Below are 21,441 nucleotides of genomic sequence, written 5' to 3' on the forward strand. Positions count from 1 at the left end.
GCCACCAATTCTAGAGCAAAAAGCCTCCCGGTCCAGCGTCCCGCGGCGGTCTCCGCCCCTTGACGTCAGCCCCCCGACGGGCAATCTGTCACCCATGTTCCTGCAATTCTTCACCTCTCTGCGCGACGCGCAGGTCCCCGTGACGCTGCGCGAATACCTCACGCTGATGGAGGCGCTCGACGCTGATCTGTCGGATTATTCGGTCGAGAATTTCTACTACCTGTCGCGTGCCTCCTTGGTGAAGGACGAGCGCAATCTCGACAAGTTCGACCGCGTCTTCGGCACCGTGTTCAAGGGGCTGGAAAACCTGCTCGACGCCATGGACAAGGCGGAGATCCCCGAGGAGTGGCTGAAGAAGCTCGCCGAGAAGTATCTGACGGAAGAAGAGAAGAAGCAGATCGAGGCCATGGGCTGGGACAAGCTCATGGAGACCTTGAAGAAACGCCTCGAGGAGCAGAAGGGCCGGCACCAGGGCGGCTCGAAATGGATCGGCACCGCCGGCACCTCGCCGTTCGGCGCGCACGGCTACAATCCCGAAGGCGTGCGCATCGGCCAGGAGAAGAACCGTAACAACCGCGCCGTGAAGGTGTGGGACAAGCGCGAGTTCAAGGATCTCGACGGCAATGTCGAGCTCGGCATCCGCAACATCAAGGTGGCGCTGCGGCGCCTGCGCAAATTCGCCCGCACCGGCGCGCCGGACGAGCTCGATCTCGACACCACCATCCGCGAGACCGCCAATCACGGCTATCTCGACGTGCACATGCGCCCCGAGCGGCGCAACGCGGTGAAGCTCCTGGTGTTCTTCGACATCGGCGGCTCGATGGATACGCATATCGAGCAGGTCGAGGAGCTGTTCTCGGCGGCGAAGAGCGAGTTCAAGCACATGGAGTATTTCTACTTCCACAACTGCCTCTATGAGGGCGTGTGGAAGCAGAACAAGCGCCGCTTCACCGACCGCACGCCGACCTGGGACGTGCTGCACAAATATCCGCACGACTACAAGGTCGTGTTCGTCGGCGATGCCTCGATGTCGCCTTACGAGATCATGGTGCCCGGCGGCTCGGTCGAGCACGTCAACGAGGAGCCCGGCTCGGTCTGGCTCGACCGCATCATCCGCACCTATCCGCACACGGTGTGGCTCAACCCGGTGCAGCAGAAGCACTGGGACTATTCGGAATCCACCACCATCATCAAGCGCATCTTCGCCAACCGCATGTACCCGATCACGATCGAGGGGCTGGAGAATGCGATGAAGGAATTGACGCACTGATGCATGCGTGAGCTCGGCTCTATCGGCAACGGGACTGCGCTCCCTCCCCCGCTTGCGGGGGAGGGTTGGGGAGAGGGTGTCTCCACAATGGGACAGTCCCCTAGAGGAGAGAGCCCTCACCCGCATCGCTTCGCGCTGCGACCTCTCCCGCGAGCGGGAGAGGTGACCCCACCTCGGGCAGTTCGCTTGGGGACGACGACGTACAAGAGGGAAGACCCATGCCCCAGACCATCACCCGCGGCATCAAGGCGCTGATCGACGAGGCCAATGCCGAGATCGAGACGCTCAACGCCAAGGACGCGATCGAGATCTCCAAGAACGGCGACGTCGTCATCGTCGACATCCGCGATCCCCGCGAGATCGAACGTGACGGCCGCATTCCCGGCGCGTTCGCCTGCACCCGCGGCATGCTGGAATTCTGGATCGATCCGCAGAGCCCCTATGCGAAGCCGATCTTCCAGGAAGACAAGAAGTTCGTGTTTCACTGCGCCGGCGGCCTGCGCTCCGCGCTCGCGGCCAAGACCGCGCAGGACATGGGCCTCAAGCCCGTCGCCCACATCGCCGGCGGCTACGCCGCCTGGCGCGATGCCGGCGGGCCCACGGAGAAGTGGGAGCCGAAGAAGAAGGGCTAAACTCGTCACACGCGGGCTTGACCCGCGTGTCCATCATTTCGAGAAGGATGGATGGCCGGGTCAAGCCCGGCCATGACGATTGGAGAGTATAGAAGCATGACCGCCACCGACCCCCTCGTCTCCACCGAATGGCTCGCCGCCCACATCGGCGATGCCGACGTCAAGATCCTCGACGCCAGCTTCAAGCTGCCGGGTGTGCTGCCGCTGCCGAAGGACGATTACCTCGCCGCGCACCTGCCGGGCGCCGTGTTCTTCGACGTCGATGCGGTGTCGGATCATTCCAACCCGCTGCCGCACATGTTTCCCAGCGCCGAGCAGTTTGGCCGCGACGTCGGCAATCTCGGCATCGGAAACAGCGACACCGTGGTCATCTATGATGCCGGCGGCTGGGTCGCGGCGCCACGCGCGTGGTGGATGTTCCTGTCCTACGGCCACAGCAACGTGCGCATCCTCAACGGCGGCCTGAAGAAGTGGCGCGCCGAGGGGCGTCCGGTCGAGAGCGGCGAGGTCAAGCCGAAGCCGGCGACGTTCAAGGCGAGCTATGATGCAGACCGTGTGCGCAGCATGCAGCAGCTGATCGCCAACCTCGAAAGCCGCAAGGAGCAGGTGATCGACGCGCGCGCTGCCGATCGGTTCGAAGGCCGCGCGCCCGAGCCGCGTCCGGGCATCCGCTCCGGCCACATCCCCGGCGCCCGCAACGTGCCCTACAATCTGCTGTTCGACGCCGCGACCGGCGAGATGAAGCCGCTCGACGCGCTCCGCGCCGCCTTCACCAATGCCGGCGTCGAGCTGGATGCGCCGATCGTGACCAGCTGCGGCTCGGGCGTCTCCGCCGGCGTGCTGACGCTCGCGCTCTACCGCCTCGGCATCACCGACACCGCTCTCTATGACGGCTCGTGGTCGGAATGGGGCCAGGCCGGCGGCCCGGCCATCGCGACCGGCCCGGCGTGAGGTGTCGGAATGAAGAGTCAGCGCGTGCGTGCGGTCGTTGTTGTCGCGAAAGCCGGCTGCTGCGGCTGACCGAACGGATCGAGCTGCTGCTGCAGCTGCTGAGGCGGCGGGCGCCGGACCACGCGAGACCGCTTCTTGGCCTTCGCCTTGCGCTTGGTCGCCTTGCTGCTCTCGGCCTTGCTGTTCTCGATCCTGGCCTTCGCCGGCGCGTCCGTCGTGGCCGTGGCAGCGTTCAGCGCGGCGAGCCTTGCGGAGGCGACATCGAGCGCCGCGGCGGCCGGGGCAGGGTCAGCCGGCGCCGGCTCGCTGGCAGGCTCGGCCTCGGGGATCGCGGCCGTGGTGTCGGCGGGGGTCAGCGTGTCCGTGGACGCCGGCGCTGCGGCCGCCACGGTGGGTTCGGGCCTGGCTGGCTCGATGGCCGGCACTTCGGCCAGGGGCGCAGTGACCTCGGGCTGAGCGTCAGTCTCGGTCGTGAGTGTGGCCACCTGTTCGGGCTCGCTCAGGGGCAGAGCGATGGTCGGCACCTGGTCGCGGAGCGATGGCGTGGTCTCGGCGGGCGCCTCCGGCTCGTCCCGCAGCACCGCGAGCACCGGCTGGGACGGCTCGGGCGCTTGCGCAAACACCTGCTCCTGCGGGCCGTTCCGCCAGCCGGGGTTGTTCACATATTGCTGATGGGTTGCCCGCAGCAGCGCGGCGGCCCCTAGGCCGAACACCAGGATGGAGGTTGACAGCAGGATCGCGGCAAACAGGAAGCGAAAGCCGGGAAGCATCGAGCGATTGCGAATTTCCGCCCCGGCGGCGGAGTGGCCGGGGCCCAAGAGCCATCTGAACGCGGTGACGGTACTGCTTGCCGCGTTCGCCACGCGGGATCGGAGCTCAAAAAGGTGGCGAATCAGGCTGATTCGACCATATCGCAACGCTTCCGCATCGTTCCGTTAAAATCGCGGCCCAACATCGCGGCAATTGATGGCGCGATACGATTTCAGCCCCGTGATGCAACGGGGCAACGGTAGTCTTGCGGATCACAAATCGGCAAGTCCGGCGCAAATAGGCCTGATATGTCTTGAATGTGCCGCTATCTTCCGTCATCTGGCCGTTAACGGTCCGATCGGGCTTGGGGACTATACAAGAGCGATGATGATCAAACACTTTCTGACGATATGCGCTGCCGCAACAGTCGCCGCGGCGGGAACCTCGCTCGCTCAGGCTCAGAGCTATCCGGTGCAGCAGGTGCCCGGCTATGGCGCACCGGCCGAATATCGGCCCGGTGACCGCATGCCGAATTTCGACGCGCTCGACGACGATGACGACGCGATGCCGCACGCCTCGCTGCCGCCGCCCGGTCCGGCCGACGATCCGCGCTACGGCCGTCCGATGGGCGCGCCTCCGGTCTATTCAGCCGCCCCGCCGCAAGGCCCGGTGATGTCGCCGGATGATCCGCGTTACGGCCGTCCGGCCGGCGCCCCGCCGGTCTATTCGGCGGCGCCGCAGGGCCCCGTGATGTCGCCCGACGATCCGCGCTACGGCCGTCCCGCCGGCCCGCCGGCGGTGATCTACGCCGACCGTCCGCCTCAGCAGGCGCCCGCCAATGATGGCCTGCGTCCGCCCGAGGCTGTGGGCGGTCCTGCCGCGACCGGGACGGTCCAGGCCGGGCAGCCGCCCGTGGGCACGGATGGCCGCCCGGTGACCTTGGCCGCACTGCCGCCCGAGGAGCAGCCCGATGCCGCGCCTGTGCAGCTGCCGCCGAACCTGCGCCGCCAGGAGGTCGCGTTCCAGACCAAGGAGCCCGCCGGCACGCTCGTGGTCGATACGCCCAACACCTACCTCTATTACGTCCTCGGCAATGGCCGCGCGATCCGCTACGGCGTCCGCGTCGGCCGCGACGGCTTCACCTGGACCGGCGTGCAGAAGATCACCCGCAAGGCCGAGTGGCCGGATTGGCATCCGCCGACCGAGATGATCGAGCGTCAGCCCTATCTGCCGCGCTTCATGGCCGGCGGTCCGGGCAATCCGCTCGGCGCCCGCGCGATGTATCTCGGCTCGACCGTCTACCGCATCCACGGCACCAATCAGCCCTCGACCATCGGCAAGTTCGTCTCGTCGGGCTGCATAGGCATGCTGAACGAGGACGTCTCCGACCTGTTCGATCGCGTCAAGGTCGGCACCCGCGTGGTGGTGATGCCGGGCGGCCCGCCGCCGGGCACGGCGACGGCCTCCGCCGCGCCGGTGCAGAGCGCTGCCGGACCGGCTCCGATGTCCGCCCAGGCGGGCCCGGTCCCGGGGACGCAGCCCACCGTCGTGCCGCCGCTGCCCGCGCCGGTCACCGTGCGCTGAGCGCCTCGACATCAATGAAATTGCGAAGGGCGTGCCATCGGCACGCCCTTTTCGTGTCAGGCCAGCCTGCGCGGCAGCTCGCCGCCCTTGGTGAAGGCGTCGATCGCCTCGACCATCTGGCCGTAATGGATGCGCAGACCGTCCGTGGTCGCGTAGCCCAGATGCGGCGTCAGCACGAGGTTGTCGAGCTTGCGGAAGGGATGGTCGAGCGGCAGCGGCTCGACCGAGAACACGTCCAGGCCTGCACCTGCGATCTTGCGCTGCTGCAAGGCTTCCAGCAGCGCCTGCTCATCCACGATCGGCCCGCGCGCGGTGTTGACCAGGAAGGCCGTCGGCTTCATCCGCGCAAGATCCGCGCGGCTGATGAGGCCACGCGAGCGCTCGCTCAAGACCACATGGATGGTGACGATGTCGGCCTTGGCGAACAGCTCCTCCTTGCTGGCGTAGCCGACGCCGGCCGCCGCGCATTTCTCCGGCGTCAGGTTCGGGCTCCAGGCGATCACGTTCATGCCGAACGCCTTCGCAATGCCCGCCATCTTGCTGCCGAGCTTGCCGAGCCCGACGATGCCGAGGGTCAGGCCTTCGATCTCGAGGCCGGCAAATGTCTGCCAGGACGCGCCCGCATGCATCCGCGCGTTCTCGCGGCCGATGCCGCGGGTCAATTCCAGGATCAGGCCCATCGCGAGCGGCGCCGTCGGATCGCGGGAATATTGCGTGCCGCCGATGGCGACGCCGCGTCCCTTTGCAGCCTCGATGTCGATCGCGGCGTTGCGCATGCCCGACGTCAGCAGCAGCTTCAGCTTCGGCAGGCGATCGAACAGGCTTTTGGGAAACGCCGTGCGCTCGCGCATCGCGCAGATGATCTCGAAGTCACTGAGCGCACTGGCTGCGGCCTGCTCGGAGGCGAAGGGATGGCTGAACACGGTGACGTCGACGCGGTCCGACAATTGCGGCCAGTCGGCAACGTCGAGCGCGAGATTGAAATAGTCGTCGAGGATTGCGCAGCGCAGCCGGCTCATCAGCGTTCATCCATGGCGAGAGGTGAGGGCGCCGGGCGGGCGCCATCGTCGGAACCTGGCCATGGTTGCGCGCAATCGCGCCGGCGCGCAAGCAGCCGGCGTCTTCAAAAGTCCGATATGAGGTCGTCGCTCAGAGGTCGCGGGGCTTCAGCCGGATCGGCGCATCCAGGCCGTGCTTGGCGCGCCAGGCGGGGCCGGGGCCGCGCATGTAATGCAGCTCGGGCCGGTAGGGATTGAAGGCGGTGGCGAAGAAGCGCTTCCAGACGGCCTTGATCTCCGAGGCGAACCCGAAAGAGCGCCCCGCTCCTGCCGGAACGTGAAGAGAATTGGTCTCGATCAGAGCCATGATGCGGCCTCGCTGTGCTCCCCGTTCGTTCTGAGCGGGTGGCGCTGTTTCCGCGCGAAACCGAGCTTTGGCCTGCTTTATTAAAAAATGGTTTCAATTGTCCGGATCTAGGTCCGGATGGTGTCCGTCCCGTATTCATCCGTGGTGAACGGACGGAAAACGTTGCCCTTTGGGGGCGGGATCGCTACATCGGCGGCAAGCAAAATTTCCTCAAATCGAAGGTTTCACGGGACCGATGGCGCGCCAGTTCATCTATTTCATGCAGGGCCTGACCAAGAGCTACCCGACCCGGAAGGTGCTCGATAACATCCACCTGAGCTTCTACCCCGACGCCAAGATCGGCGTGCTCGGCGTCAACGGCTCCGGCAAGTCGACCCTGCTCAGGATCATGGCCGGTCTCGACAAGGAATACACCGGCGAGGCCTGGGTCGCCGAGGGCGCCCGCGTCGGCTATCTCGAGCAGGAGCCGCAGCTCGACCCTGCGCTCTCGGTGCGCGAGAACGTCATGCAGGGCGTCGCCAAGCAGAAGGCGATCCTCGACCGCTACAACGAGCTCGCGGTCAACTATTCCGACGAGACCGCCGACGAGATGACCAAGCTGCAGGACGAGATTGAGGCCCAGGGCCTGTGGGATCTCGACAGCAAGGTCGACCAGGCCATGGACGCGCTGCGCTGCCCGCCCGACGATGCCGACGTCACCAAGCTCTCGGGCGGCGAACGCCGCCGCGTCGCGCTGTGCAAGCTGCTGCTCGACCAGCCCGAGCTCTTGCTGCTGGACGAGCCGACCAACCATCTCGACGCGGAATCCGTGTCGTGGCTGGAAGGCCATTTGCGCAACTATCCCGGCGCGATCCTGATCGTCACCCACGACCGCTACTTCCTCGACAACGTAACCGGCTGGATCCTCGAGCTCGATCGCGGCCGCGGCATCCCTTACGAGGGCAATTACTCGTCCTGGCTGGTGCAGAAGCAGAAGCGTCTGGAGCAGGAAGGGCGCGAGGACGCCGCGCATCAGAAGACGCTGGCACGCGAGCAGGAATGGGTGGCGTCTTCGCCCAAGGCGCGCCAGGCCAAGTCGAAGGCGCGTTATCAGCGCTATGAGGAGCTGCTCAAGAAGGCGAGCGAGAAGCAGACCCAGACCGCGCAGATCATCATTCCCGTGGCCGAGCGGCTCGGCGCCAACGTGGTCGACTTCGAAGGTCTCAGCAAAGGTTTTGGCGATCGCCTGCTGATCGACAATCTCACCTTCAAGCTGCCGCCCGGTGGCATCGTCGGCGTGATCGGCCCCAACGGCGCCGGCAAGACCACGCTGTTTCGGATGATCACCGGGCAGGAGAAGCCCGACGCCGGGACGATCACGGTCGGGGAGACCGTGCATCTCGGCTATGTCGACCAGTCGCGCGATGCGCTCGACGGCAAGAAGACCGTATGGGAGGAAATCTCCGGCGGCAACGAGCTGATCCTGCTCGGCAAGAAGGAAGTCAATTCGCGCGGCTATTGCTCGGCGTTCAACTTCAAGGGCGCGGACCAGCAGAAGAAGGTCGGCGCGCTCTCGGGCGGTGAACGCAACCGCGTCCATCTCGCCAAGATGCTGAAATCGGGTGCCAACGTCCTGCTGCTCGACGAGCCGACCAACGACCTCGACGTCGACACGCTGCGCGCGCTGGAAGAGGCGCTGGAGGATTTTGCCGGCTGCGCCGTCATCATCAGCCACGATCGCTGGTTCCTCGACCGCATCGCGACCCACATCCTAGCCTTCGAGGGCGACAGCCACGTCGAATGGTTCGAAGGCAATTTCCAGGATTACGAGAAGGACAAGATGCGCCGGCTCGGCCAGGACAGCATCATCCCGCACCGGGTGAAGTACAAGAAGCTGACGCGGTGATGACGGCATGATGCGGCGGGCGCTCATCGCTGCGGTGATCGTCATCGCCTGCGCCTGGTCGCCCGCCCGCGCCGCCGACGCCGCCTTCACAGAGTTCATCGCCTCGCTGTGGCCGGAGGCCCAACAGGCCGGCGTCTCGCGCGCAACGTTCGAGCGAGAGACGCGCGGGCTCGAGCCCGATTACAAGCTGCCCGATCTGCTCTTGCCCGGGCGGCCGGCGCTAGGTGCGCCGTCGCAGGCCGAGTTCGTGCAGGTGCCGGCGGACTACGTCAAGGAAGCCTCGATCGCGCGGCTGGCCGGTGAGGGGCAGCGGCTGCTGCTGAAATATCGCGCGGCGCTGACCGAAATCGAGAAGAGCTCCGGCGTGCCGGCGTCAATGATGCTTGCGATCTGGGGCCGCGAGACCGATTACGGCCGCTACACGCTGCCCTACGATCTGGTTCGTGTGCTGGCGACGCAGGCCTATGTCGGGCGGCGCAAGGATCAGTATCGCAACGAGTTCATCCTCGCGCTGAAGCTCCTCGGCGAAGGTGTGGTAACGCGCAAGGACATGCGCTCGTCCTGGGCCGGTGCCACCGGGCTCACGCAATTCCTGCCGTCTGAATATTACAAGCACGGCGTCGATTTCGACGGCGATGGCCGCGTCGACATCTGGCACTCCGTGCCGGATGCACTGGCCTCGGCCGCGCAGCAGCTCGTCAACAAGGGCTGGCAGAGTGGCCTGCGCTGGGCCTACGAGGTGCAGGCGCCGGCGAAGGTCGATTGCACGATTGGCGTGCCGGAGGTGACGAAGCCGATCGGCCAATGGCTGCGCGAGGGTTTTGTCCCGGTGCGCGGTCAAAAGCTCAGTGCCGCCGAGCAGGCGCAGCCGGCCTCGCTGCTGCAGCCCGAAGGCATCTACGGCCCGTCGTTCCTGACCACGAAGAACTACTTCGTCATCAAGGAGTACAATTTTTCCGACCTCTACGTGCTGTTCGTCGGCCATCTCAGCGACCGAATGACGAGCCCGCTGCCCTTCGCAACGCCCTGGTCGGCTTCAAAGCAATTGCGCACCAAGGACGTCGAGACCATGCAGCGCGGGCTGACGCGCATCGGCCTCTACAAGGACAAGATCGACGGCAAGGCCGGCATGCAGACGCGGGCCGCGCTCGGCGCCTATCAGAAGTCGGCGGGACTCAAGGTCGATTGCTGGCCGAGTGAAGAGGTGCTGCGCGCGATCCAGGCGGCCCGGTAGCGGATGACAAAAGAAAAAACCCGGCCGATGATCTCGGCCGGGCTTCGATCGCCGCGCTCATGAGCGCGTTGCGATCAGGTCAGTAGCAGACGCGAACCGGGCGGCTGACCCAGCCGTAGCCGTCCCAATAGCGCTCGCGGCGCCAGTAGCAGGGCGCGGGCGGCGGGGGCTCGGCGATGTAAACGGGGCCGCCATAGGCGGGACGGCTCGAGGCGATGGCGCCCCCGACGATGGCGCCGCCGATCAGGCCGGCCGCGATGCCGGCGCCGACGTTGTCACCGGCTTTGGCGGACGGAGCAGCGGTCACCAGCGAACCGGCGACCGTCGCAACCGTGAGGGCGGCAACTAAAGTCTTGTTCATGCTCTTGGCTCTCCAGGGAGATGGGTTCCTCCTGTTGGAGGCGCCCGGGTTTCAAAGGTTCACGCACACTCTGATGGAATTGGCCTTGCAGCTAGGAAGCGCGCAAATGGTCAACCCACGGTAAACGCACACGGAGCTGTGACGAGAAAAAGCGGTGTTTTTCAGGCCCTGAGATGAACGGCAACTCCGTAGTCAACCGGCTTGGCGCGCCTCAGCCGCAGACTCGGACGCGACGGATGCGCCAGGCATAGCCATCCCAGAAGCGCTGCTTCTGCCAAACGCAGCCGCCGTAATAGTCGTCGGCAACATAACCTGGACCGGGGGCGTAGTAGCGCGGCGGGTAATAACCCGGCCCGTAGTAGCCATAGCCGGGCCCGTAATAATACGGAGAAGCCAATGCGCCGCCGACAATGGCGCCGCCGATGATCCCGGCCGCCACGCCTGCCGCGACGCCGCGCTGGGCATGGGCCGGCGTTCCGGCCGTCAGGGCCAGGGTGGCGACGGCAGCGACCGCCAGGAGCGACTTCTTCATGACCTTGACCCTTTCGACGAACATGCGGGAACCGTTGGGCGGCAAGGTTCCATATTTCGCTCCAATGATCAATGAACGGCACCTTTGCCGGAGACGACCAATGGGTATGCGCCCCCACCGGGAGACGATGATGGGCAACGCGATGGTCAATTCATTGATTGCGGCCGGCATCGTTTTGGCGATCGGCTACGGCTGGATCGCACATCTCCAGAACCGCGCACGGCGCTCCCGCGCCGCCGCGGGTAGCGACGGAAGGAGTGCCGGCGCGGACAGCAGCTATTCCGGGACGAGTGACGGCTTTTCGCTGGGAAGCTGGTTTTCCGGCGGCAGCTCGGGGAACTCCAGCGAGGGCGGCAACTGTTCGAGCAGCGATAGCGGCAGCAGCGGCGGCGACTGCGGTGGCGGTGGTGACGGCGGAGGAGGCGGTGGCGGCGACTAGTCCGGCCACAATCTTGATCCAGCGCAACAGCCTATTTTAGAGCCGTTCTAGGCTTTGATCAGGCCAGTTTGGAATAGCTTCAAATACCGGTTTTTCCTTTTGCATCCGGCGGGCCTGTTAAATATCGATGATGGCGCATCACCGAAGGGCCTGCCGCTTCCATGATCGTTTGTTCCTGTAACGTGCTGAGCGATGACGATATCCGCGCCGCCGTCGCCGGGGCCGACGATGCCGTGCGCCATGCCAAGCAGGTGTACGGGTGTCTCGGCTGTAGCGCCGAATGCGGCCGCTGCGCCCGGACGATCAAGACCATCATCGACGAAGCGCTCGGCCCCTGTGCGCAGTCCTGCTGCGCCGGCTGCCCCCATACCCACACCGTGGCCGCCAACGACGAGACCGCCGAGCCCGCCGAGTTCGCCCTCGCGGCCTGCTGAAAACTTCCGCAATCCCGGCTGAGCTTTTCCCCGGCTGTGTTCCCGTAGCCGGTTGCCCTCGTTTGCGAAGTGATTTAGAAGCGTTCTAAACTCGGTTTAGGACCGATTTGGACTGCAAGAGCTGGAGTAAACCATGCAGGGCGACGCAAAGGTCATCGACTATCTCAACAAGGCGCTGCGTCACGAGCTGACTGCGATCAATCAGTACTGGCTGCATTACCGCTTCCTGGACAATTGGGGCCTGCTGGACATGGCCAAGGTCTGGCGCAAGGAATCCATCGAGGAGATGGAGCACGCCGACAAGCTCACCGAGCGAATCCTGTTCTTCGACGGCTTTCCGAACATGCAGGTACTCGATCCCCTGCGCATCGGCCAGAATGTCAAGGAGATCATCGAGTGCGATCTCGCCGCCGAGATGAGCGCGCGGGCGCTCTATCAGGAAGCGGCGACCTACTGTCACAGCGTCAAGGACTACGTCACGCGCGACCTGTTCGAGAAGCTGATGAGCGACGAGGAGCACCACATCGACTTCCTCGAAACCCAGCTCGATCTGATCGGTCGCATCGGCCTCGAACTCTACACCCAGAAGCACGTCGGCGGGCTCGAGGGTGACGGGCACTGAGCTCCGGCCCGTTTCCTTCCATTCGTCATGGCCGGGCTTGTCCCGGCCATCTACGTTTTTGCCCGCAGCACTGAGAACGTGGATGCCCGGGCCTTCGCCTCGCCGAAGCGGCTTCGGCCGCACAGGCGGGACAAGCCCACGCATGACGGCTCGGTTGCCAAGCCCCGCCTACAGCTGCGTCTTGTAGAGCTCTTCCACGACCTCCTGGCTCTGCCGCTCGCCCAGGCCGGTCTGGTCGTGAATGACCTCGATGATGCTCGGCATCACCGAGCGCTGCACCTTTTCGGACGACCATAGCTTCGAGCGCATCAGTGCCTTGCCGCAGTGGAAATAGACTTCGCTGACGGCAACGTTCAGCACCGCGCGCGGCGGCTTGCCGAATTCGACCATCGAGGCAAGCAGATCCGGATCGGCCGACAGCGTGCCGCGTCCGCCGACGCGCAGCGTCTCGTCGATGCCGGGAACGAAGAACAGCAAATGCACGAAGCCCGAGCCTTCGACCACGTTGCGGAAACTGTCGATGCGGTTGTTGCCGGAGCGGTCGGGCATCAGCAGCTGGTTGGGGCCGGCGACGCGGACGAAGCCGGTGCCACCGCCGCGCGGCGAAGCGTCGACGCTGCCGTCCGCGCCCGATGTCGCGAGCACGCAGAACGGCGACATCTCGATGAACTTCTTCGCATGCGCGTCGATCGCGGGCCGTGCTTTCGCGATCACGCGCGGCGTCGGCTTGGCATAGAGGGTGGCGAGGTCTTCGGCGCAAAGATCGGTCAACGGCGTGCCTCCGCTTCAAGCTTGGCTCTAAGCTACCCGATTGGGCCATCTCCAGCCAATGGAATTCATCACGACGCGCTACACGGCGTCAGCCGGAACGAAGCAGCTGATGATGATGGCCCCGCGGTGGTGGACGTACCACACCACGGCCTGGCCGACCGGATTGCCCTGGTCGCGGATGATGGCGCGTTCGGGCACTTCCATCCATTGCCCTTCGATCGGCACCCAGTAGCTGCCCGCGCGCACATCGTAGTCGGTGCGGTGGCCGTCGGAGATGTCGCAGCAGGGCACGCCGTTCGGCGCGATCACGCTCTTGAACCAGGCGCGGATGTCGGGCGGGACGTGATCGTATTGCCCCTTGTCGAACGCGAACGCCGCGCTCGTCAGCGCCGTCATCGCGATCAGCCAAACGCACAGTGCGAGCCTTCGCATGCGATCCTCCGCCGCATTCCGATTCGTATCGTTGATGCGATTAAGCCCGAGCTGTCAGCGCATTGCATGCTCAAATAATATGCGCGCGAGAGGCGCGGCGCATGATGCGTTGCGGCATGATCTTCGCTACGGCGTCTCGATCGAGGCGAGCAGCGACCTTGGCGCGACGTTGCGCCAGGCCATATCGAGCGCGCTTCGCAGCGTCACCTGATCGACCTTCGCCAGCTTCACATTCGTGCTGCCGTTCTTGCCCCAGGCGCCGGGCACCGGGCGAAACATCGCCGGCTCCGCATCGACGAGCATGGCCTGCTGGTCCGGCGTCAGCTTCACCATACCCCATGTGTCATCGGGATAGCCCATCGTCGCGAACACGCGCTTGCCGACGCGGAAGTCGGCATGGCCGTGATGCGCGCCCTCGATGACACCGGGAAGCGCGAGTGCAGCCTTACGAAAGCGGGCTTTCGACATGTCGTCTTGCTGCTGGTGCTACATCGACCGCTGCGGCGCGGTCTGGAGCAATTGCCTGACCTGCTCGCTGTAGAACTTTGCATTGCCGGTGGTGCCGTGGCCGCGCGTCTCGGTGCTCGCGGGGATCAAATAGAGCCGGCCGTTCTTGACCCGCTTCATGGCGGCGTCCGTGAGGCCGGTCTCGGGCGGGTTGCGCTCGTCGTCGGCGGAATTGATCAGCAGCAACGAGGCCTCGATCGCCTCCAGCTTCTCGCTCGCATTGTAGTCGCGCGAGGATTCCCATTGATAGACGAAGTCGTTGGTATCGGCCGTGATCGGCGTCGCCAGCCGGTCGTCGACCATCTTGTCGGCCTTGGCCGCGGTCGGCGCCTGCGCTTGATAGGCCAGCGTCCCGCCGATGCTCGCGATGCCGTAGGCGGTGACGGCGTATTTCATCATGCGCGGCTGGCTGGTGTAATTGCCGCCGTTGTAGTCGGGGTCGTTGCGGATGGTGTCGAGCATGATCCGCCGCAGCATCCAGTTGCGAGAGGCCATCTCGGTCGGTTGCGAGGCCATCGGAATCAGCGCGTCCATTGCCTTCGGATATTTCTCGCCCCACAGCCAGGTGTGCATGCCGCCCATCGAATTGCCGATGACGAGCCGCAGATGCTTGACGCCGAGGCCTTCCGTCACCAGGCGATATTGCGCCTCGACCATGTCGTCGTAATTGTATTTCGGAAAGCTCGTCTTCATGCCGTCGGAAGGCTTCGACGATTTGCCGTGGCCGATATTGTCGGGAATGATGATGTAATATTTGGCGGCGTCGAGCGGCTGCCCCGGGCCGAACAGCTCGCCGGCAAAGGAAGGCGACAACATGCTCGCGCCCGACCCGCCTGTTCCGTGCAGAACAAGCACCGGCTGGCCCGAGGGTTCACCGACGGTGGTGTAGTGCAGCTTGAGTTCGGCCATGGTCTCGCCGGTGTGGAACTTGAAATCCCGGGCGATCCAGTGCCCCTGCTTTGGGGTAGGGTAATCGGCGGAGAATACTGGTGTGGAAATTGCCGGGATCGCCAGGGACAGCAGGATGGCAGACAGCACCGCGCCGGAAGCTCTCATGTTCATTTCCCCCGTTGCGGCTCATGGTCGGCGGCCGCGTTGCAGTGGAACTTAGCAGAAGTGCGCGGAAGGATGTAGGATTTCGGCGCCGCTGATCGTCCTTGAGGGAAACATTCGGAGACCCCCTGCATGTGCCGCAACATCAAGACGCTGTTCAACTTCGAGCCGCCGGCGAGCGAGGATGAGATCCACGCCAGCGCGCTGCAATTCGTGCGAAAGCTGTCGGGTTTCAACAAGCCGTCGCAACTCAACGAGGCGGCGTTCGATCGCGCGGTGGCCGAGGTCTCCCAGGCCGCGCGAAAACTCCTGACGTCACTGCATACGAATGCACCGGCGCGCGACCGCGAGGTTGAGGCGGAAAAGGCCAAAGAGCGCTCGCGGCTGCGCTTCGGTACCTGAGCTCAGGCAGCGGACTCCGTGATCTGGCTCACGGTATCTGCCGTCTGGCCTTGCGATGGTGGCCGCCGGGGTTTTGATCGCCCGGAGCACGACATGAGCCGCCCCCTTCTTCCGTTGAAAGCAGGTGCCATCGTCTTCACGCTGCTGTGGACGGCGTGGATGATGTGGTGGAGCGGCTCGTTCTCGAGCGCCAATGTGATCATCCTTGCTTTGTGCGGCGCGGCGGTCGGCTATCTCTGGTATCGCGCCATGCGCTGGCAGTTCGAGCGCATGGGCATGCTGCCGCGGCGCGAGGATCAGCCCAAATAGACTGGTCGGCTAATCCTTGCCGTGCTTCTTCCTTTTCTTTTTCTTCTTGTGATCGTCGCCGTGATCGCCCTCGTCATCGACGATTGCCTCGTCGGTCTCCTGGACCGCGGCTTCGAGCGCTTCGCGCTCGGCGGCTTCGCGCTCGCGCTGGCGGCGGCGTTCGTCCCAGGCGTCGAAGAGCTGGTCGAGCCACGGCAGCACCTGCTCGATCGACGGCAATTGGCCGGGCGGACCCGGCTCGCCGCGCGGGCCTTGGGGTCCCTGCGGTCCGGCAGGTCCCGGCGCGCCGGCTGGCCCGCGCGGACCGGCTTCGCCCTGCTTTCCTTGCGGACCGGGCTTGCCGGGCGGTCCGGCCTTGCCGACCGGGCCCGGCTTGCCCTGCGGGCCTGGCTTGCCGCGCGCGCCGTCGGGGCCGCGCCGGCCCGGATGACCTTGTGGCCCCGGCCGTCCCGGCTCGCCTTGCCGCCCACGAGGACCCTGAGGCCCCGGCCTTCGTCCCTGGTCGTCTGCCACGCCACTGCTCCCTTCACCTGCAGCAAGCTACTTAGCGGCGTTTGACGACAGCAGCAATTCTGCCCGCGCATCGCGCCGGGCTTGATCAACATCAATCGGCGGCGCGAGCGGCCGTGTCATCGATCGCGCGCAGGCCATACCCCTTGCGAGGAACGAGCGATGCGCGCAGCGTGGACGATCTTCTGCCTGTTCGCCGTCATTCTCGTGGCCTCGCTCGGCCTCGATCACCTGCTGGTGCCCGACATCGTCCCGGTCGCGTTCGCCGAGGAGCCGCAACCGCCATGGGCTGTCATGACGGCTTTCCTGCTCCGCGCCATCGAGCTGATAGCGGCCTCGGTCGCGATGATCGCGCTCGCGGTCATCGCCGGCGGACTGATCCAGCGGCGCATCCTCGCGCGCTAGTCCTGATACGCAGGCACGTCGATGCCGGAGGCGGCATAGAGCCTGATCTTGTTGCGCAGCGTGCGCACCGAAAGGCCGAGCACGCGCGAGGCGCGCGTGCGGTTGCCGTCGCAGCGCGCCAGCGTCTGCAGCACGAGCTCGCGCTCGACCTCGTCGACGGTGGCACCGATCAGAAGCGGAACGATCTGGTTTGGAGCAAGGAATTGCGCGTCCGGCCTGGACGCGGCGACATGAACAGTGGTCATCAACACACCTCCCGATCAACGCCCGCTTCCATCGTCGGAAGCGGATCGAGAACCAACGACCCCCAAGCCGTGAATCTACGGTGGTCGGGTTTGGTTAACGAAGGGTTAATCGGGGGCTGCCGCACCGAATTGATCTTGAGAATGCCCAGATGCCGCCGCGATTGGCGAGTGACGGGCCCCTCACACCGTCCGGTAGCCGCCGTCCACCATCACGATGGTTCCGGTGACATAGGCCGACAGGTCGGAGGCGAGGAACACCGCAGGGCCGACGATGTCCTCGGGCTTGCCGGTGCGCGCCAGCGGGGTGTGATCGATGAAGGCCTGCACCAGCGCCGGATTGGTCGCGCGCACATTGGCGTTGATGTTGGTCTCGATGAAGCCGGGGCCGATCGCGTTGACGCGCACGCCTTCCTTGCCGAGCTCGACCGCGAGCGCCTTGGTGAAGCCGAGCACGCCGTGCTTCGAGGTGGTGTAGGCCGCCGAGCTCGGCGTGCGCAGATGCACGAAGGACTGGATCGAGCCGATATTGACGATGCGGCCCTTAGCTGCGCGCAAGGGCGCCAGAAAGGCCTGCGTCATGTTGAAGACGCCGTTGAGGTTGAGCGAGATGATGTCGTTCCAGTCCTTCGCCACGGTCTCGGTCTCCGCCGTGAAGGCGTTGCGGCGGGTGATGCCGGCATTGTTGACCAGGATCGAGACCTGTCCGACCTTGTCCGCGACTTGCCTCGCCAGCGCAAAGCAATCCTCGCGCCTGGTCACGTCGAGCGCAAAGCTCTCGGCCTTGCCGCCCGCTGTCCGGATCTCCTGCGCCGCCTCCGCCACCGTCTCGGCGTTGACGTCGAGCAGCACGATCTGCGCGCCCTCGCGCGCATAGCCGGCGGCGATCGCCCGGCCGATGCCCGAGCCGGCGCCGGTGACGACGGCGATGTGGTTCGCGAGCAACGCCATGGCAGTTTCCTCCCGTTTTCGTTTCGAAGTTTCACGAAAAGCTAACTCGAAATTAAGGGGTCGGAAACGGCGGCCTTGGCATACTGATCCCGGTTGCTAAACGTTGCGCGCATGATGGAACGGCTCGAAACCTGGAAACTCGCTCTGGAACGCCTGCGGTCGGCGCCGTCGCCGGACTGGGCCGAGGCCGGCCGGCTCGTGGCCGAGATCGCGCGGATGAGCAGCGACGTCACGCTGCGCCAGGCCGCCGAGCAGGCCCTGCCGGTGCTGCGCCAGGCCGTCGACAATGACGATCACGTCGTGACGCTGGCGGCGCAGCGCCGTCTCGGTGTGGTGCTCGAGGTCGTGCACGATCTGACCGCGCCGCGCTTCGGCCGCCGCAACGCCGCGCCGAAGAAGCTCTCCAGCGAGGATCGCGCCCGCAAGATGCTCGGCCTGCCGCTCGCGGTGCAGCTCACCTGCGAGGACATCAACCAGGCCTATCGCCGCGCCGCCAAGGGCCTGCATCCCGACCAGGGCGGCAGCGCCGAAGCCTTCATCGACCTCGCCGCCGCGCGCGACATCCTGATCCATCCCGGCGCGCACAAGGACGCGTGAGCGTCTCGGGCTTTCGAAAAGCAAACCGGGCAACGACGCCCGCGTCCTTGCCCGGTTCTTCGTCCGCCGATCGATTACCTCACCACTTGCAGCTGCCGCTCTTCAGCGCGGCGTCCTTGACCATGAGCGCATCGAGGAAGGTCGGCACGCTGGCGCTGGCACGGTGATAGCCGGCCGGCCACGGCGTCGTCGGAATGCTCTCGTCCCAGATCTGGCAGAAGCCGGTGTCCTGCCAGCGGATCAGATGATAGCTGGCTTCGGCCGGGCTCGCTGCGACGAACGCAGTGACGGCAAGACCGGCGGCAGCGCACAGCATGGAAATACGACGCATGATCAGCTCCTCAAATGAATGATGTGATGCGCCTCCCGACAATGACGGGGAGGGTGGTGCGGGACGCTCTCGGCATGCCCCCGGACAAGATGTGAGTAGTTCCACGCGCCGCCGAGGTTCAAAGAATGGGCGCGGCAGCTGCGCGATTTCGGCCCGGGAAACGCTTAAGGCCCGCGCAAAGAAAAAGGGCGGATCGCCCGCGCGACCCGCCCTCAAACGCGATTCTCGCGTCCGGCTCAGAGCGTGCACTTGCGCTCGGCGCGCATCTTGATCTGCAGGTCCGAGGCCTGCTGGAAGGTCGGGAGCGGCTTGCTGACAACCTTGTAGGTCGAGACCCCGAACTGGAACGGTTTGTACTTGAGGTCCTCGTTCCAGACCTGGCAGATGCCGGTGTTGTCCCAGCGGATCACGTAATAGCCGACCGCCGCCGAGGCCGGCACGGCGAACACGGAACTGGCGATGCCGGCAACGGCACTGAGCGCGAGAAGGCGACGCATGAAGTATCTCCTTGTGGGAACATGGGACCGAAAAATTCGTGCGGTAAAAGCAGGTCCTTTGCAAGCCGGCGAGCCGCCATTCACGGACATGTCAGCCTTGCCTAACGCATTTGGTTCGGCAGCGTGCCCGATGGGCCACACGGAAGTTGCTCGGCTCTCACTTGGCCAGCGAAGCGACCGCCTCGATCTCGATCAGCATCTTCGGATCGGGCAGCGCCTGCACCACGCAGGTGGTGCGCGCCGGGTAAGGCGGCGGGCCGAAGGCGCCGGCATAGAGCGCGTTCATCGCGGCAACGTCCGAGGCGCGGGTCAGGAGCACGTTGACCTTGACGAGATCGTGCACGCCGGCCCCGGCCTCGGTAAGCACCCGCTTGATGTTGACGACGACATTGGCGAACTGCGCCTCGAAGCCATCGGGCAGCGCGCCATTGGCATCGAAGCCGGGAATGCCGGAGACGAACAGGAGGTCACCGACGCGCGTCGCAAAGGACAGCGGCGGCGCCTTGACGTGCGGCGGGGGCGCGAAATGCTGGATCGGCATGGGATCACCTCGGGACGGGGCTGAGGCAGGAGCGTAGCGGCTGGCCGGAGCTTCTCAAAACACAAAGTGCGAAAACAACCCCATGCACAGTAGGGATGGTGCGGAAATCATTAGGTTTTGTCGAAATTCGGGATTGCGGTAGTGCGCGTTGCTCCGTCGGGCAAAACAGGGGTAGTATGGCATGATGAAAGTTGGTGTGTTGCGCAGTGGTTCGGCTCTCCTCCGCGCGGCCCGTCCATGCGAGAGGGGGCCAACGGCCCCCGTCATTGCGAGGAGCCCTTGCGACGAAGCAATCCAGCCTGCCGCCGTGGAACGATTCTGGATTGCTTCGCTGCGCTCGCAATGACGGCGCATGACGACCTTCCGCGAGTCTCGCCGACGCCGTACTTGGAAACCGCCGTCCCATCATGTTGCCGCCCCGATCGATCAGGTACATTCGCTGCACCTGATTCGATCCCACCCCCTAGAAAAACAGCCCCCGGAGACTCCCATGAAGCTCGCATCCACCCTCCGCGCCGCGTGCGTCGCCATTGCCGCGCTGGCCGGCCTCTCGACGACCGCGCGCGCCGACAGCGGCTTCGTGACGCTGACGATCTACAAGGCCGGCTGGATCATCGGCGGCTCCGGCGGCTCGGGCGTGCTGAACTTCCGCGGCCGCTCGTACGGGCTCTCCACCGGCGGCCTCGACTACGGCCTGGTGTTCGGGGGATCCAAGACCGTGCTGCGCGGCCGCGTCTCCAACATCAACCGCCCTTCGGACGTCGCCGGCGTCTACGGCGCCGCCGGCGCGGGCCTCGCGGTCGGTGCCGGCGCCCGCGCCATCGTGCTGACCAACCAGAAGGGCGCGGTGCTGGAGCTGAGCGGCACGCAGGTCGGCCTAATGGCGAATGCGGATTTGAGCGGGCTTGCGATCACGATGCGATAACGCGAGGTGCCGTAGGGTGGGCAAAGGCGAGAAGCGCCGTGCCCACCATCTCTCGGCGGTCGACGGCGGTAATCCTTCAAGACGGCAGCTTCGCAGCCTCCGCAGGATGAGGTCTGTGATCGCGCTGACGGCGCTGGTGGGCACGCTTCGCTTTGCCCACCTACGAGAGCACGGACTACGCGCTCACCATCGCATGCACCCGCTCGCAATGCGCGACGAGGTTTGCGTGCGCATCGACGAAGGCCTTCAGCGGCGTCGGGATCGGAAAGAAATGGATGTTGGCGATGAAGCCGTAGATGCCGGCATCGACGCTCGTCGGCGCCGCGCCGTGCACGAAGCCTGGCACTGGGACGATCTCCGCCAGCACCTGCAAATCGGCGAGCCCCCGGGCGTAGGCCTGCTCGGGCGTGTAGCGGCCGATGCCCTGGAAGTGATAGCGCTGCGCGTTGGTGGCCTTGGCCTTCTCGAAGCCGGCTACGTTCACTTGCGGATGCTGCGCGATGAAGGCGTCGCGGAACGCCGGATAGAAGCGCTCGTCCTTCCAGCGCGAATAGGACATCACCCAGTAGAGATCGTCCAGCATGCGCGTCACGAAATGGTTGGTGCGGCGCTGCTCTCGCGACAAGCCGGCATCGATCGTCAGGCGATATTTCGCGATCGCGTGCGCGATGATGGTCTCGCTGTCGCCGATGGTCTCGTCGTCCTCGACGATGTAGGGCAGCTGCCCGCGCGGCGCGGCAGAGGCATCGAAGACGTGCTCATGCACGAACGGCACGCCCGCGAGCCTGAGGAAGGCGTAGACCTTGAGGCCATAGCCGTTGTTGTCGGCGACACCGAAGAGGTCTGGGTAGGAGTAGAGGGTCAGCATCGGCGGGCTCCTCCGGGGTGGCGGGGCCAGCATGAAGGAGG

30 protein-coding genes are annotated in these 21,441 nt (G+C 65.4%); 14 read left to right on the top strand and 16 right to left on the bottom strand.

Annotated features, from left to right (window positions below):
• Positions 1-94: 94 nt before the first annotated feature.
• The 3 genes from BDOA9_RS13400 (at position 95) to sseA (ending at position 2,853) form a co-directional block, all read left to right on the top strand.
• On the top strand, positions 95-1,270 hold the full coding sequence (locus tag BDOA9_RS13400; protein WP_025034450.1) for a vWA domain-containing protein: 1,176 nt from the start codon (positions 95-97) through the stop codon (positions 1,268-1,270).
• Between the two features lie 218 nt (positions 1,271-1,488).
• The gene (locus tag BDOA9_RS13405) at positions 1,489-1,902 is read left to right on the top strand and encodes a rhodanese-like domain-containing protein (protein WP_025034451.1); all 414 of its coding nucleotides are present in this window, start codon (positions 1,489-1,491) and stop codon (positions 1,900-1,902) included.
• Positions 1,903-1,998: 96 nt separating this feature from the next.
• Positions 1,999-2,853, top strand: a complete 855-nt coding sequence (sseA, locus tag BDOA9_RS13410; RefSeq protein WP_025034452.1) for a 3-mercaptopyruvate sulfurtransferase — start codon at positions 1,999-2,001, stop codon at positions 2,851-2,853.
• Positions 2,854-2,870: 17 nt separating this feature from the next.
• Here sseA and BDOA9_RS13415 read toward each other — a convergent pair whose 3' ends face one another.
• Positions 2,871-3,623 carry a hypothetical protein gene (locus BDOA9_RS13415; RefSeq protein WP_025034453.1) on the bottom strand — a complete coding sequence of 251 codons (753 nt, stop codon included), beginning with the start codon at positions 3,621-3,623 and terminating at the stop codon, positions 2,871-2,873.
• A 367-nt stretch (positions 3,624-3,990) separates the two neighbouring features.
• Here BDOA9_RS13415 and BDOA9_RS13420 point away from each other — a divergent pair, with 367 nt between their 5' ends.
• Positions 3,991-5,187, top strand: coding sequence for a L,D-transpeptidase family protein (locus BDOA9_RS13420; protein ID WP_042336515.1), 1,197 nt, complete (start codon positions 3,991-3,993; stop codon positions 5,185-5,187).
• A 56-nt stretch (positions 5,188-5,243) separates the two neighbouring features.
• Here BDOA9_RS13420 and BDOA9_RS13425 read toward each other — a convergent pair whose 3' ends face one another.
• The gene (locus BDOA9_RS13425; RefSeq protein WP_025034455.1) at positions 5,244-6,206 is read right to left on the bottom strand and encodes a D-2-hydroxyacid dehydrogenase family protein; all 963 of its coding nucleotides are present in this window, start codon (positions 6,204-6,206) and stop codon (positions 5,244-5,246) included.
• Positions 6,207-6,336: 130 nt separating this feature from the next.
• On the bottom strand, positions 6,337-6,552 hold the full coding sequence (locus BDOA9_RS13430) for a hypothetical protein (protein ID WP_025034456.1): 216 nt from the start codon (positions 6,550-6,552) through the stop codon (positions 6,337-6,339).
• Between the two features lie 235 nt (positions 6,553-6,787).
• On the opposite strand from BDOA9_RS13430, the gene ettA reads away from it, so the two are divergent.
• Both ettA and BDOA9_RS13440 read left to right on the top strand, forming a co-directional pair.
• Complete coding sequence (ettA, locus tag BDOA9_RS13435) at positions 6,788-8,437, top strand: energy-dependent translational throttle protein EttA (protein WP_025034457.1); 1,650 nt, start codon at positions 6,788-6,790, stop codon at positions 8,435-8,437.
• 7 nt (positions 8,438-8,444) lie between these two features.
• Complete coding sequence (locus BDOA9_RS13440; protein WP_025034458.1) at positions 8,445-9,671, top strand: lytic murein transglycosylase; 1,227 nt, start codon at positions 8,445-8,447, stop codon at positions 9,669-9,671.
• A gap of 79 nt (positions 9,672-9,750) precedes the next feature.
• Here the strand turns inward: BDOA9_RS13440 and BDOA9_RS13445 are convergent, their stop codons facing one another.
• On the bottom strand, positions 9,751-10,032 hold the full coding sequence (locus BDOA9_RS13445; protein ID WP_025034459.1) for a hypothetical protein: 282 nt from the start codon (positions 10,030-10,032) through the stop codon (positions 9,751-9,753).
• Between the two features lie 211 nt (positions 10,033-10,243).
• Positions 10,244-10,564: a hypothetical protein gene (locus BDOA9_RS13450; protein ID WP_025034460.1), complete on the bottom strand. Its 321-nt coding sequence runs from the start codon at positions 10,562-10,564 to the stop codon at positions 10,244-10,246.
• 127 nt (positions 10,565-10,691) lie between these two features.
• Here BDOA9_RS13450 and BDOA9_RS13455 point away from each other — a divergent pair, with 127 nt between their 5' ends.
• The 3 genes from BDOA9_RS13455 (at position 10,692) to bfr (ending at position 12,059) form a co-directional block, all read left to right on the top strand.
• A complete protein-coding gene (locus tag BDOA9_RS13455; protein ID WP_025034461.1) occupies positions 10,692-11,003 on the top strand; it encodes a hypothetical protein in 312 nt (103 codons plus the stop codon).
• Positions 11,004-11,164: 161 nt separating this feature from the next.
• Positions 11,165-11,437, top strand: a complete 273-nt coding sequence (locus BDOA9_RS13460) for a (2Fe-2S)-binding protein (RefSeq protein ID WP_025034462.1) — start codon at positions 11,165-11,167, stop codon at positions 11,435-11,437.
• 133 nt (positions 11,438-11,570) lie between these two features.
• Positions 11,571-12,059: a bacterioferritin gene (bfr, locus tag BDOA9_RS13465; RefSeq protein WP_025034463.1), complete on the top strand. Its 489-nt coding sequence runs from the start codon at positions 11,571-11,573 to the stop codon at positions 12,057-12,059.
• 168 nt (positions 12,060-12,227) lie between these two features.
• Here the strand turns inward: bfr and BDOA9_RS13470 are convergent, their stop codons facing one another.
• The 4 genes from BDOA9_RS13470 to BDOA9_RS13485 form a co-directional block, all read right to left on the bottom strand.
• Positions 12,228-12,830 (bottom strand): MSMEG_1061 family FMN-dependent PPOX-type flavoprotein, encoded by a 603-nt coding sequence (locus tag BDOA9_RS13470; protein ID WP_025034464.1) that lies wholly within the window; start codon positions 12,828-12,830, stop codon positions 12,228-12,230.
• Positions 12,831-12,908: 78 nt separating this feature from the next.
• Entirely contained in the window at positions 12,909-13,262 is a 354-nt protein-coding gene (locus BDOA9_RS13475; RefSeq protein WP_025034465.1) for a hypothetical protein, read from the bottom strand.
• Between the two features lie 126 nt (positions 13,263-13,388).
• Entirely contained in the window at positions 13,389-13,730 is a 342-nt protein-coding gene (locus tag BDOA9_RS13480; RefSeq protein ID WP_025034466.1) for an MmcQ/YjbR family DNA-binding protein, read from the bottom strand.
• Positions 13,731-13,748: 18 nt separating this feature from the next.
• Positions 13,749-14,825 (bottom strand): alpha/beta fold hydrolase, encoded by a 1,077-nt coding sequence (locus BDOA9_RS13485; RefSeq protein ID WP_025034467.1) that lies wholly within the window; start codon positions 14,823-14,825, stop codon positions 13,749-13,751.
• 129 nt (positions 14,826-14,954) lie between these two features.
• On the opposite strand from BDOA9_RS13485, the gene BDOA9_RS13490 reads away from it, so the two are divergent.
• Positions 14,955-15,224, top strand: a complete 270-nt coding sequence (locus BDOA9_RS13490; RefSeq protein ID WP_025034468.1) for a DUF2277 domain-containing protein — start codon at positions 14,955-14,957, stop codon at positions 15,222-15,224.
• Between the two features lie 93 nt (positions 15,225-15,317).
• The gene (locus BDOA9_RS13495) at positions 15,318-15,533 is read left to right on the top strand and encodes a hypothetical protein (RefSeq protein WP_025034469.1); all 216 of its coding nucleotides are present in this window, start codon (positions 15,318-15,320) and stop codon (positions 15,531-15,533) included.
• Positions 15,534-15,542: 9 nt separating this feature from the next.
• Here the strand turns inward: BDOA9_RS13495 and BDOA9_RS13500 are convergent, their stop codons facing one another.
• Positions 15,543-16,046, bottom strand: coding sequence for a collagen-like triple helix repeat-containing protein (locus BDOA9_RS13500; RefSeq protein ID WP_025034470.1), 504 nt, complete (start codon positions 16,044-16,046; stop codon positions 15,543-15,545).
• Positions 16,047-16,205: 159 nt separating this feature from the next.
• On the opposite strand from BDOA9_RS13500, the gene BDOA9_RS13505 reads away from it, so the two are divergent.
• Positions 16,206-16,448 carry a hypothetical protein gene (locus tag BDOA9_RS13505; RefSeq protein WP_042336041.1) on the top strand — a complete coding sequence of 81 codons (243 nt, stop codon included), beginning with the start codon at positions 16,206-16,208 and terminating at the stop codon, positions 16,446-16,448.
• Here the strand turns inward: BDOA9_RS13505 and BDOA9_RS13510 are convergent.
• Entirely contained in the window at positions 16,445-16,693 is a 249-nt protein-coding gene (locus BDOA9_RS13510) for a helix-turn-helix domain-containing protein (RefSeq protein WP_025034472.1), read from the bottom strand. The two genes, BDOA9_RS13505 and BDOA9_RS13510, sit on opposite strands and share 4 nt — an antisense overlap.
• A 180-nt stretch (positions 16,694-16,873) precedes the next feature.
• Positions 16,874-17,641, bottom strand: a complete 768-nt coding sequence (locus BDOA9_RS13515; RefSeq protein WP_025034473.1) for an SDR family NAD(P)-dependent oxidoreductase — start codon at positions 17,639-17,641, stop codon at positions 16,874-16,876.
• A 111-nt stretch (positions 17,642-17,752) separates the two neighbouring features.
• On the opposite strand from BDOA9_RS13515, the gene BDOA9_RS13520 reads away from it, so the two are divergent.
• Positions 17,753-18,238 (top strand): hypothetical protein, encoded by a 486-nt coding sequence (locus tag BDOA9_RS13520; protein WP_025034474.1) that lies wholly within the window; start codon positions 17,753-17,755, stop codon positions 18,236-18,238.
• Positions 18,239-18,317: 79 nt separating this feature from the next.
• Here BDOA9_RS13520 and BDOA9_RS13525 read toward each other — a convergent pair whose 3' ends face one another.
• The 3 genes from BDOA9_RS13525 to BDOA9_RS13535 form a co-directional block, all read right to left on the bottom strand.
• A complete protein-coding gene (locus BDOA9_RS13525) occupies positions 18,318-18,569 on the bottom strand; it encodes a hypothetical protein (RefSeq protein WP_025034475.1) in 252 nt (83 codons plus the stop codon).
• Positions 18,570-18,805: 236 nt separating this feature from the next.
• The gene (locus BDOA9_RS13530) at positions 18,806-19,066 is read right to left on the bottom strand and encodes a hypothetical protein (RefSeq protein ID WP_025034476.1); all 261 of its coding nucleotides are present in this window, start codon (positions 19,064-19,066) and stop codon (positions 18,806-18,808) included.
• A gap of 157 nt (positions 19,067-19,223) precedes the next feature.
• Positions 19,224-19,607: a RidA family protein gene (locus BDOA9_RS13535; protein WP_025034477.1), complete on the bottom strand. Its 384-nt coding sequence runs from the start codon at positions 19,605-19,607 to the stop codon at positions 19,224-19,226.
• Between the two features lie 490 nt (positions 19,608-20,097).
• Between BDOA9_RS13535 and BDOA9_RS13540 the strand changes: the two genes are divergently transcribed.
• Positions 20,098-20,532, top strand: coding sequence for a hypothetical protein (locus tag BDOA9_RS13540; protein WP_025034478.1), 435 nt, complete (start codon positions 20,098-20,100; stop codon positions 20,530-20,532).
• 175 nt (positions 20,533-20,707) lie between these two features.
• Here the strand turns inward: BDOA9_RS13540 and BDOA9_RS13545 are convergent, their stop codons facing one another.
• A complete protein-coding gene (locus BDOA9_RS13545) occupies positions 20,708-21,400 on the bottom strand; it encodes a glutathione S-transferase family protein (protein ID WP_025034479.1) in 693 nt (230 codons plus the stop codon).
• Between the last annotated feature and the right edge of the window lie 41 nt (positions 21,401-21,441).

The organism is Bradyrhizobium sp. DOA9 (assembly GCF_000617845.2).
Lineage (GTDB): Bacteria > Pseudomonadota > Alphaproteobacteria > Rhizobiales > Xanthobacteraceae > Bradyrhizobium.

What these genes read in the sequence shown, in the direction of transcription:
- BDOA9_RS13400 (WP_025034450.1), top strand. Translation starts at nt 95, where the DNA reads ATGTTCCTGCAATTCTTCACCTCTCTGCGCGACGCGCAGGTCCCCGTG.
- BDOA9_RS13405 (WP_025034451.1), top strand. Translation starts at nt 1,489, where the DNA reads ATGCCCCAGACCATCACCCGCGGCATCAAGGCGCTGATCGACGAGGCC.
- sseA (WP_025034452.1), top strand. Translation starts at nt 1,999, where the DNA reads ATGACCGCCACCGACCCCCTCGTCTCCACCGAATGGCTCGCCGCCCAC.
- BDOA9_RS13415 (WP_025034453.1), bottom strand. Translation starts at nt 3,623, where the DNA reads ATGCTTCCCGGCTTTCGCTTCCTGTTTGCCGCGATCCTGCTGTCAACC.
- BDOA9_RS13420 (WP_042336515.1), top strand. Translation starts at nt 3,991, where the DNA reads ATGATCAAACACTTTCTGACGATATGCGCTGCCGCAACAGTCGCCGCG.
- BDOA9_RS13425 (WP_025034455.1), bottom strand. Translation starts at nt 6,206, where the DNA reads ATGAGCCGGCTGCGCTGCGCAATCCTCGACGACTATTTCAATCTCGCG.
- BDOA9_RS13430 (WP_025034456.1), bottom strand. Translation starts at nt 6,552, where the DNA reads ATGGCTCTGATCGAGACCAATTCTCTTCACGTTCCGGCAGGAGCGGGG.
- ettA (WP_025034457.1), top strand. Translation starts at nt 6,788, where the DNA reads ATGGCGCGCCAGTTCATCTATTTCATGCAGGGCCTGACCAAGAGCTAC.
- BDOA9_RS13440 (WP_025034458.1), top strand. Translation starts at nt 8,445, where the DNA reads ATGATGCGGCGGGCGCTCATCGCTGCGGTGATCGTCATCGCCTGCGCC.
- BDOA9_RS13445 (WP_025034459.1), bottom strand. Translation starts at nt 10,032, where the DNA reads ATGAACAAGACTTTAGTTGCCGCCCTCACGGTTGCGACGGTCGCCGGT.
- BDOA9_RS13450 (WP_025034460.1), bottom strand. Translation starts at nt 10,564, where the DNA reads ATGAAGAAGTCGCTCCTGGCGGTCGCTGCCGTCGCCACCCTGGCCCTG.
- BDOA9_RS13455 (WP_025034461.1), top strand. Translation starts at nt 10,692, where the DNA reads ATGATGGGCAACGCGATGGTCAATTCATTGATTGCGGCCGGCATCGTT.
- BDOA9_RS13460 (WP_025034462.1), top strand. Translation starts at nt 11,165, where the DNA reads ATGATCGTTTGTTCCTGTAACGTGCTGAGCGATGACGATATCCGCGCC.
- bfr (WP_025034463.1), top strand. Translation starts at nt 11,571, where the DNA reads ATGCAGGGCGACGCAAAGGTCATCGACTATCTCAACAAGGCGCTGCGT.
- BDOA9_RS13475 (WP_025034465.1), bottom strand. Translation starts at nt 13,262, where the DNA reads ATGCGAAGGCTCGCACTGTGCGTTTGGCTGATCGCGATGACGGCGCTG.
- BDOA9_RS13480 (WP_025034466.1), bottom strand. Translation starts at nt 13,730, where the DNA reads ATGTCGAAAGCCCGCTTTCGTAAGGCTGCACTCGCGCTTCCCGGTGTC.
- BDOA9_RS13485 (WP_025034467.1), bottom strand. Translation starts at nt 14,825, where the DNA reads ATGAGAGCTTCCGGCGCGGTGCTGTCTGCCATCCTGCTGTCCCTGGCG.
- BDOA9_RS13490 (WP_025034468.1), top strand. Translation starts at nt 14,955, where the DNA reads ATGTGCCGCAACATCAAGACGCTGTTCAACTTCGAGCCGCCGGCGAGC.
- BDOA9_RS13495 (WP_025034469.1), top strand. Translation starts at nt 15,318, where the DNA reads ATGAGCCGCCCCCTTCTTCCGTTGAAAGCAGGTGCCATCGTCTTCACG.
- BDOA9_RS13505 (WP_042336041.1), top strand. Translation starts at nt 16,206, where the DNA reads ATGCGCGCAGCGTGGACGATCTTCTGCCTGTTCGCCGTCATTCTCGTG.
- BDOA9_RS13510 (WP_025034472.1), bottom strand. Translation starts at nt 16,693, where the DNA reads ATGACCACTGTTCATGTCGCCGCGTCCAGGCCGGACGCGCAATTCCTT.
- BDOA9_RS13515 (WP_025034473.1), bottom strand. Translation starts at nt 17,641, where the DNA reads ATGGCGTTGCTCGCGAACCACATCGCCGTCGTCACCGGCGCCGGCTCG.
- BDOA9_RS13520 (WP_025034474.1), top strand. Translation starts at nt 17,753, where the DNA reads ATGATGGAACGGCTCGAAACCTGGAAACTCGCTCTGGAACGCCTGCGG.
- BDOA9_RS13525 (WP_025034475.1), bottom strand. Translation starts at nt 18,569, where the DNA reads ATGCGTCGTATTTCCATGCTGTGCGCTGCCGCCGGTCTTGCCGTCACT.
- BDOA9_RS13530 (WP_025034476.1), bottom strand. Translation starts at nt 19,066, where the DNA reads ATGCGTCGCCTTCTCGCGCTCAGTGCCGTTGCCGGCATCGCCAGTTCC.
- BDOA9_RS13535 (WP_025034477.1), bottom strand. Translation starts at nt 19,607, where the DNA reads ATGCCGATCCAGCATTTCGCGCCCCCGCCGCACGTCAAGGCGCCGCCG.
- BDOA9_RS13540 (WP_025034478.1), top strand. Translation starts at nt 20,098, where the DNA reads ATGAAGCTCGCATCCACCCTCCGCGCCGCGTGCGTCGCCATTGCCGCG.
- BDOA9_RS13545 (WP_025034479.1), bottom strand. Translation starts at nt 21,400, where the DNA reads ATGCTGACCCTCTACTCCTACCCAGACCTCTTCGGTGTCGCCGACAAC.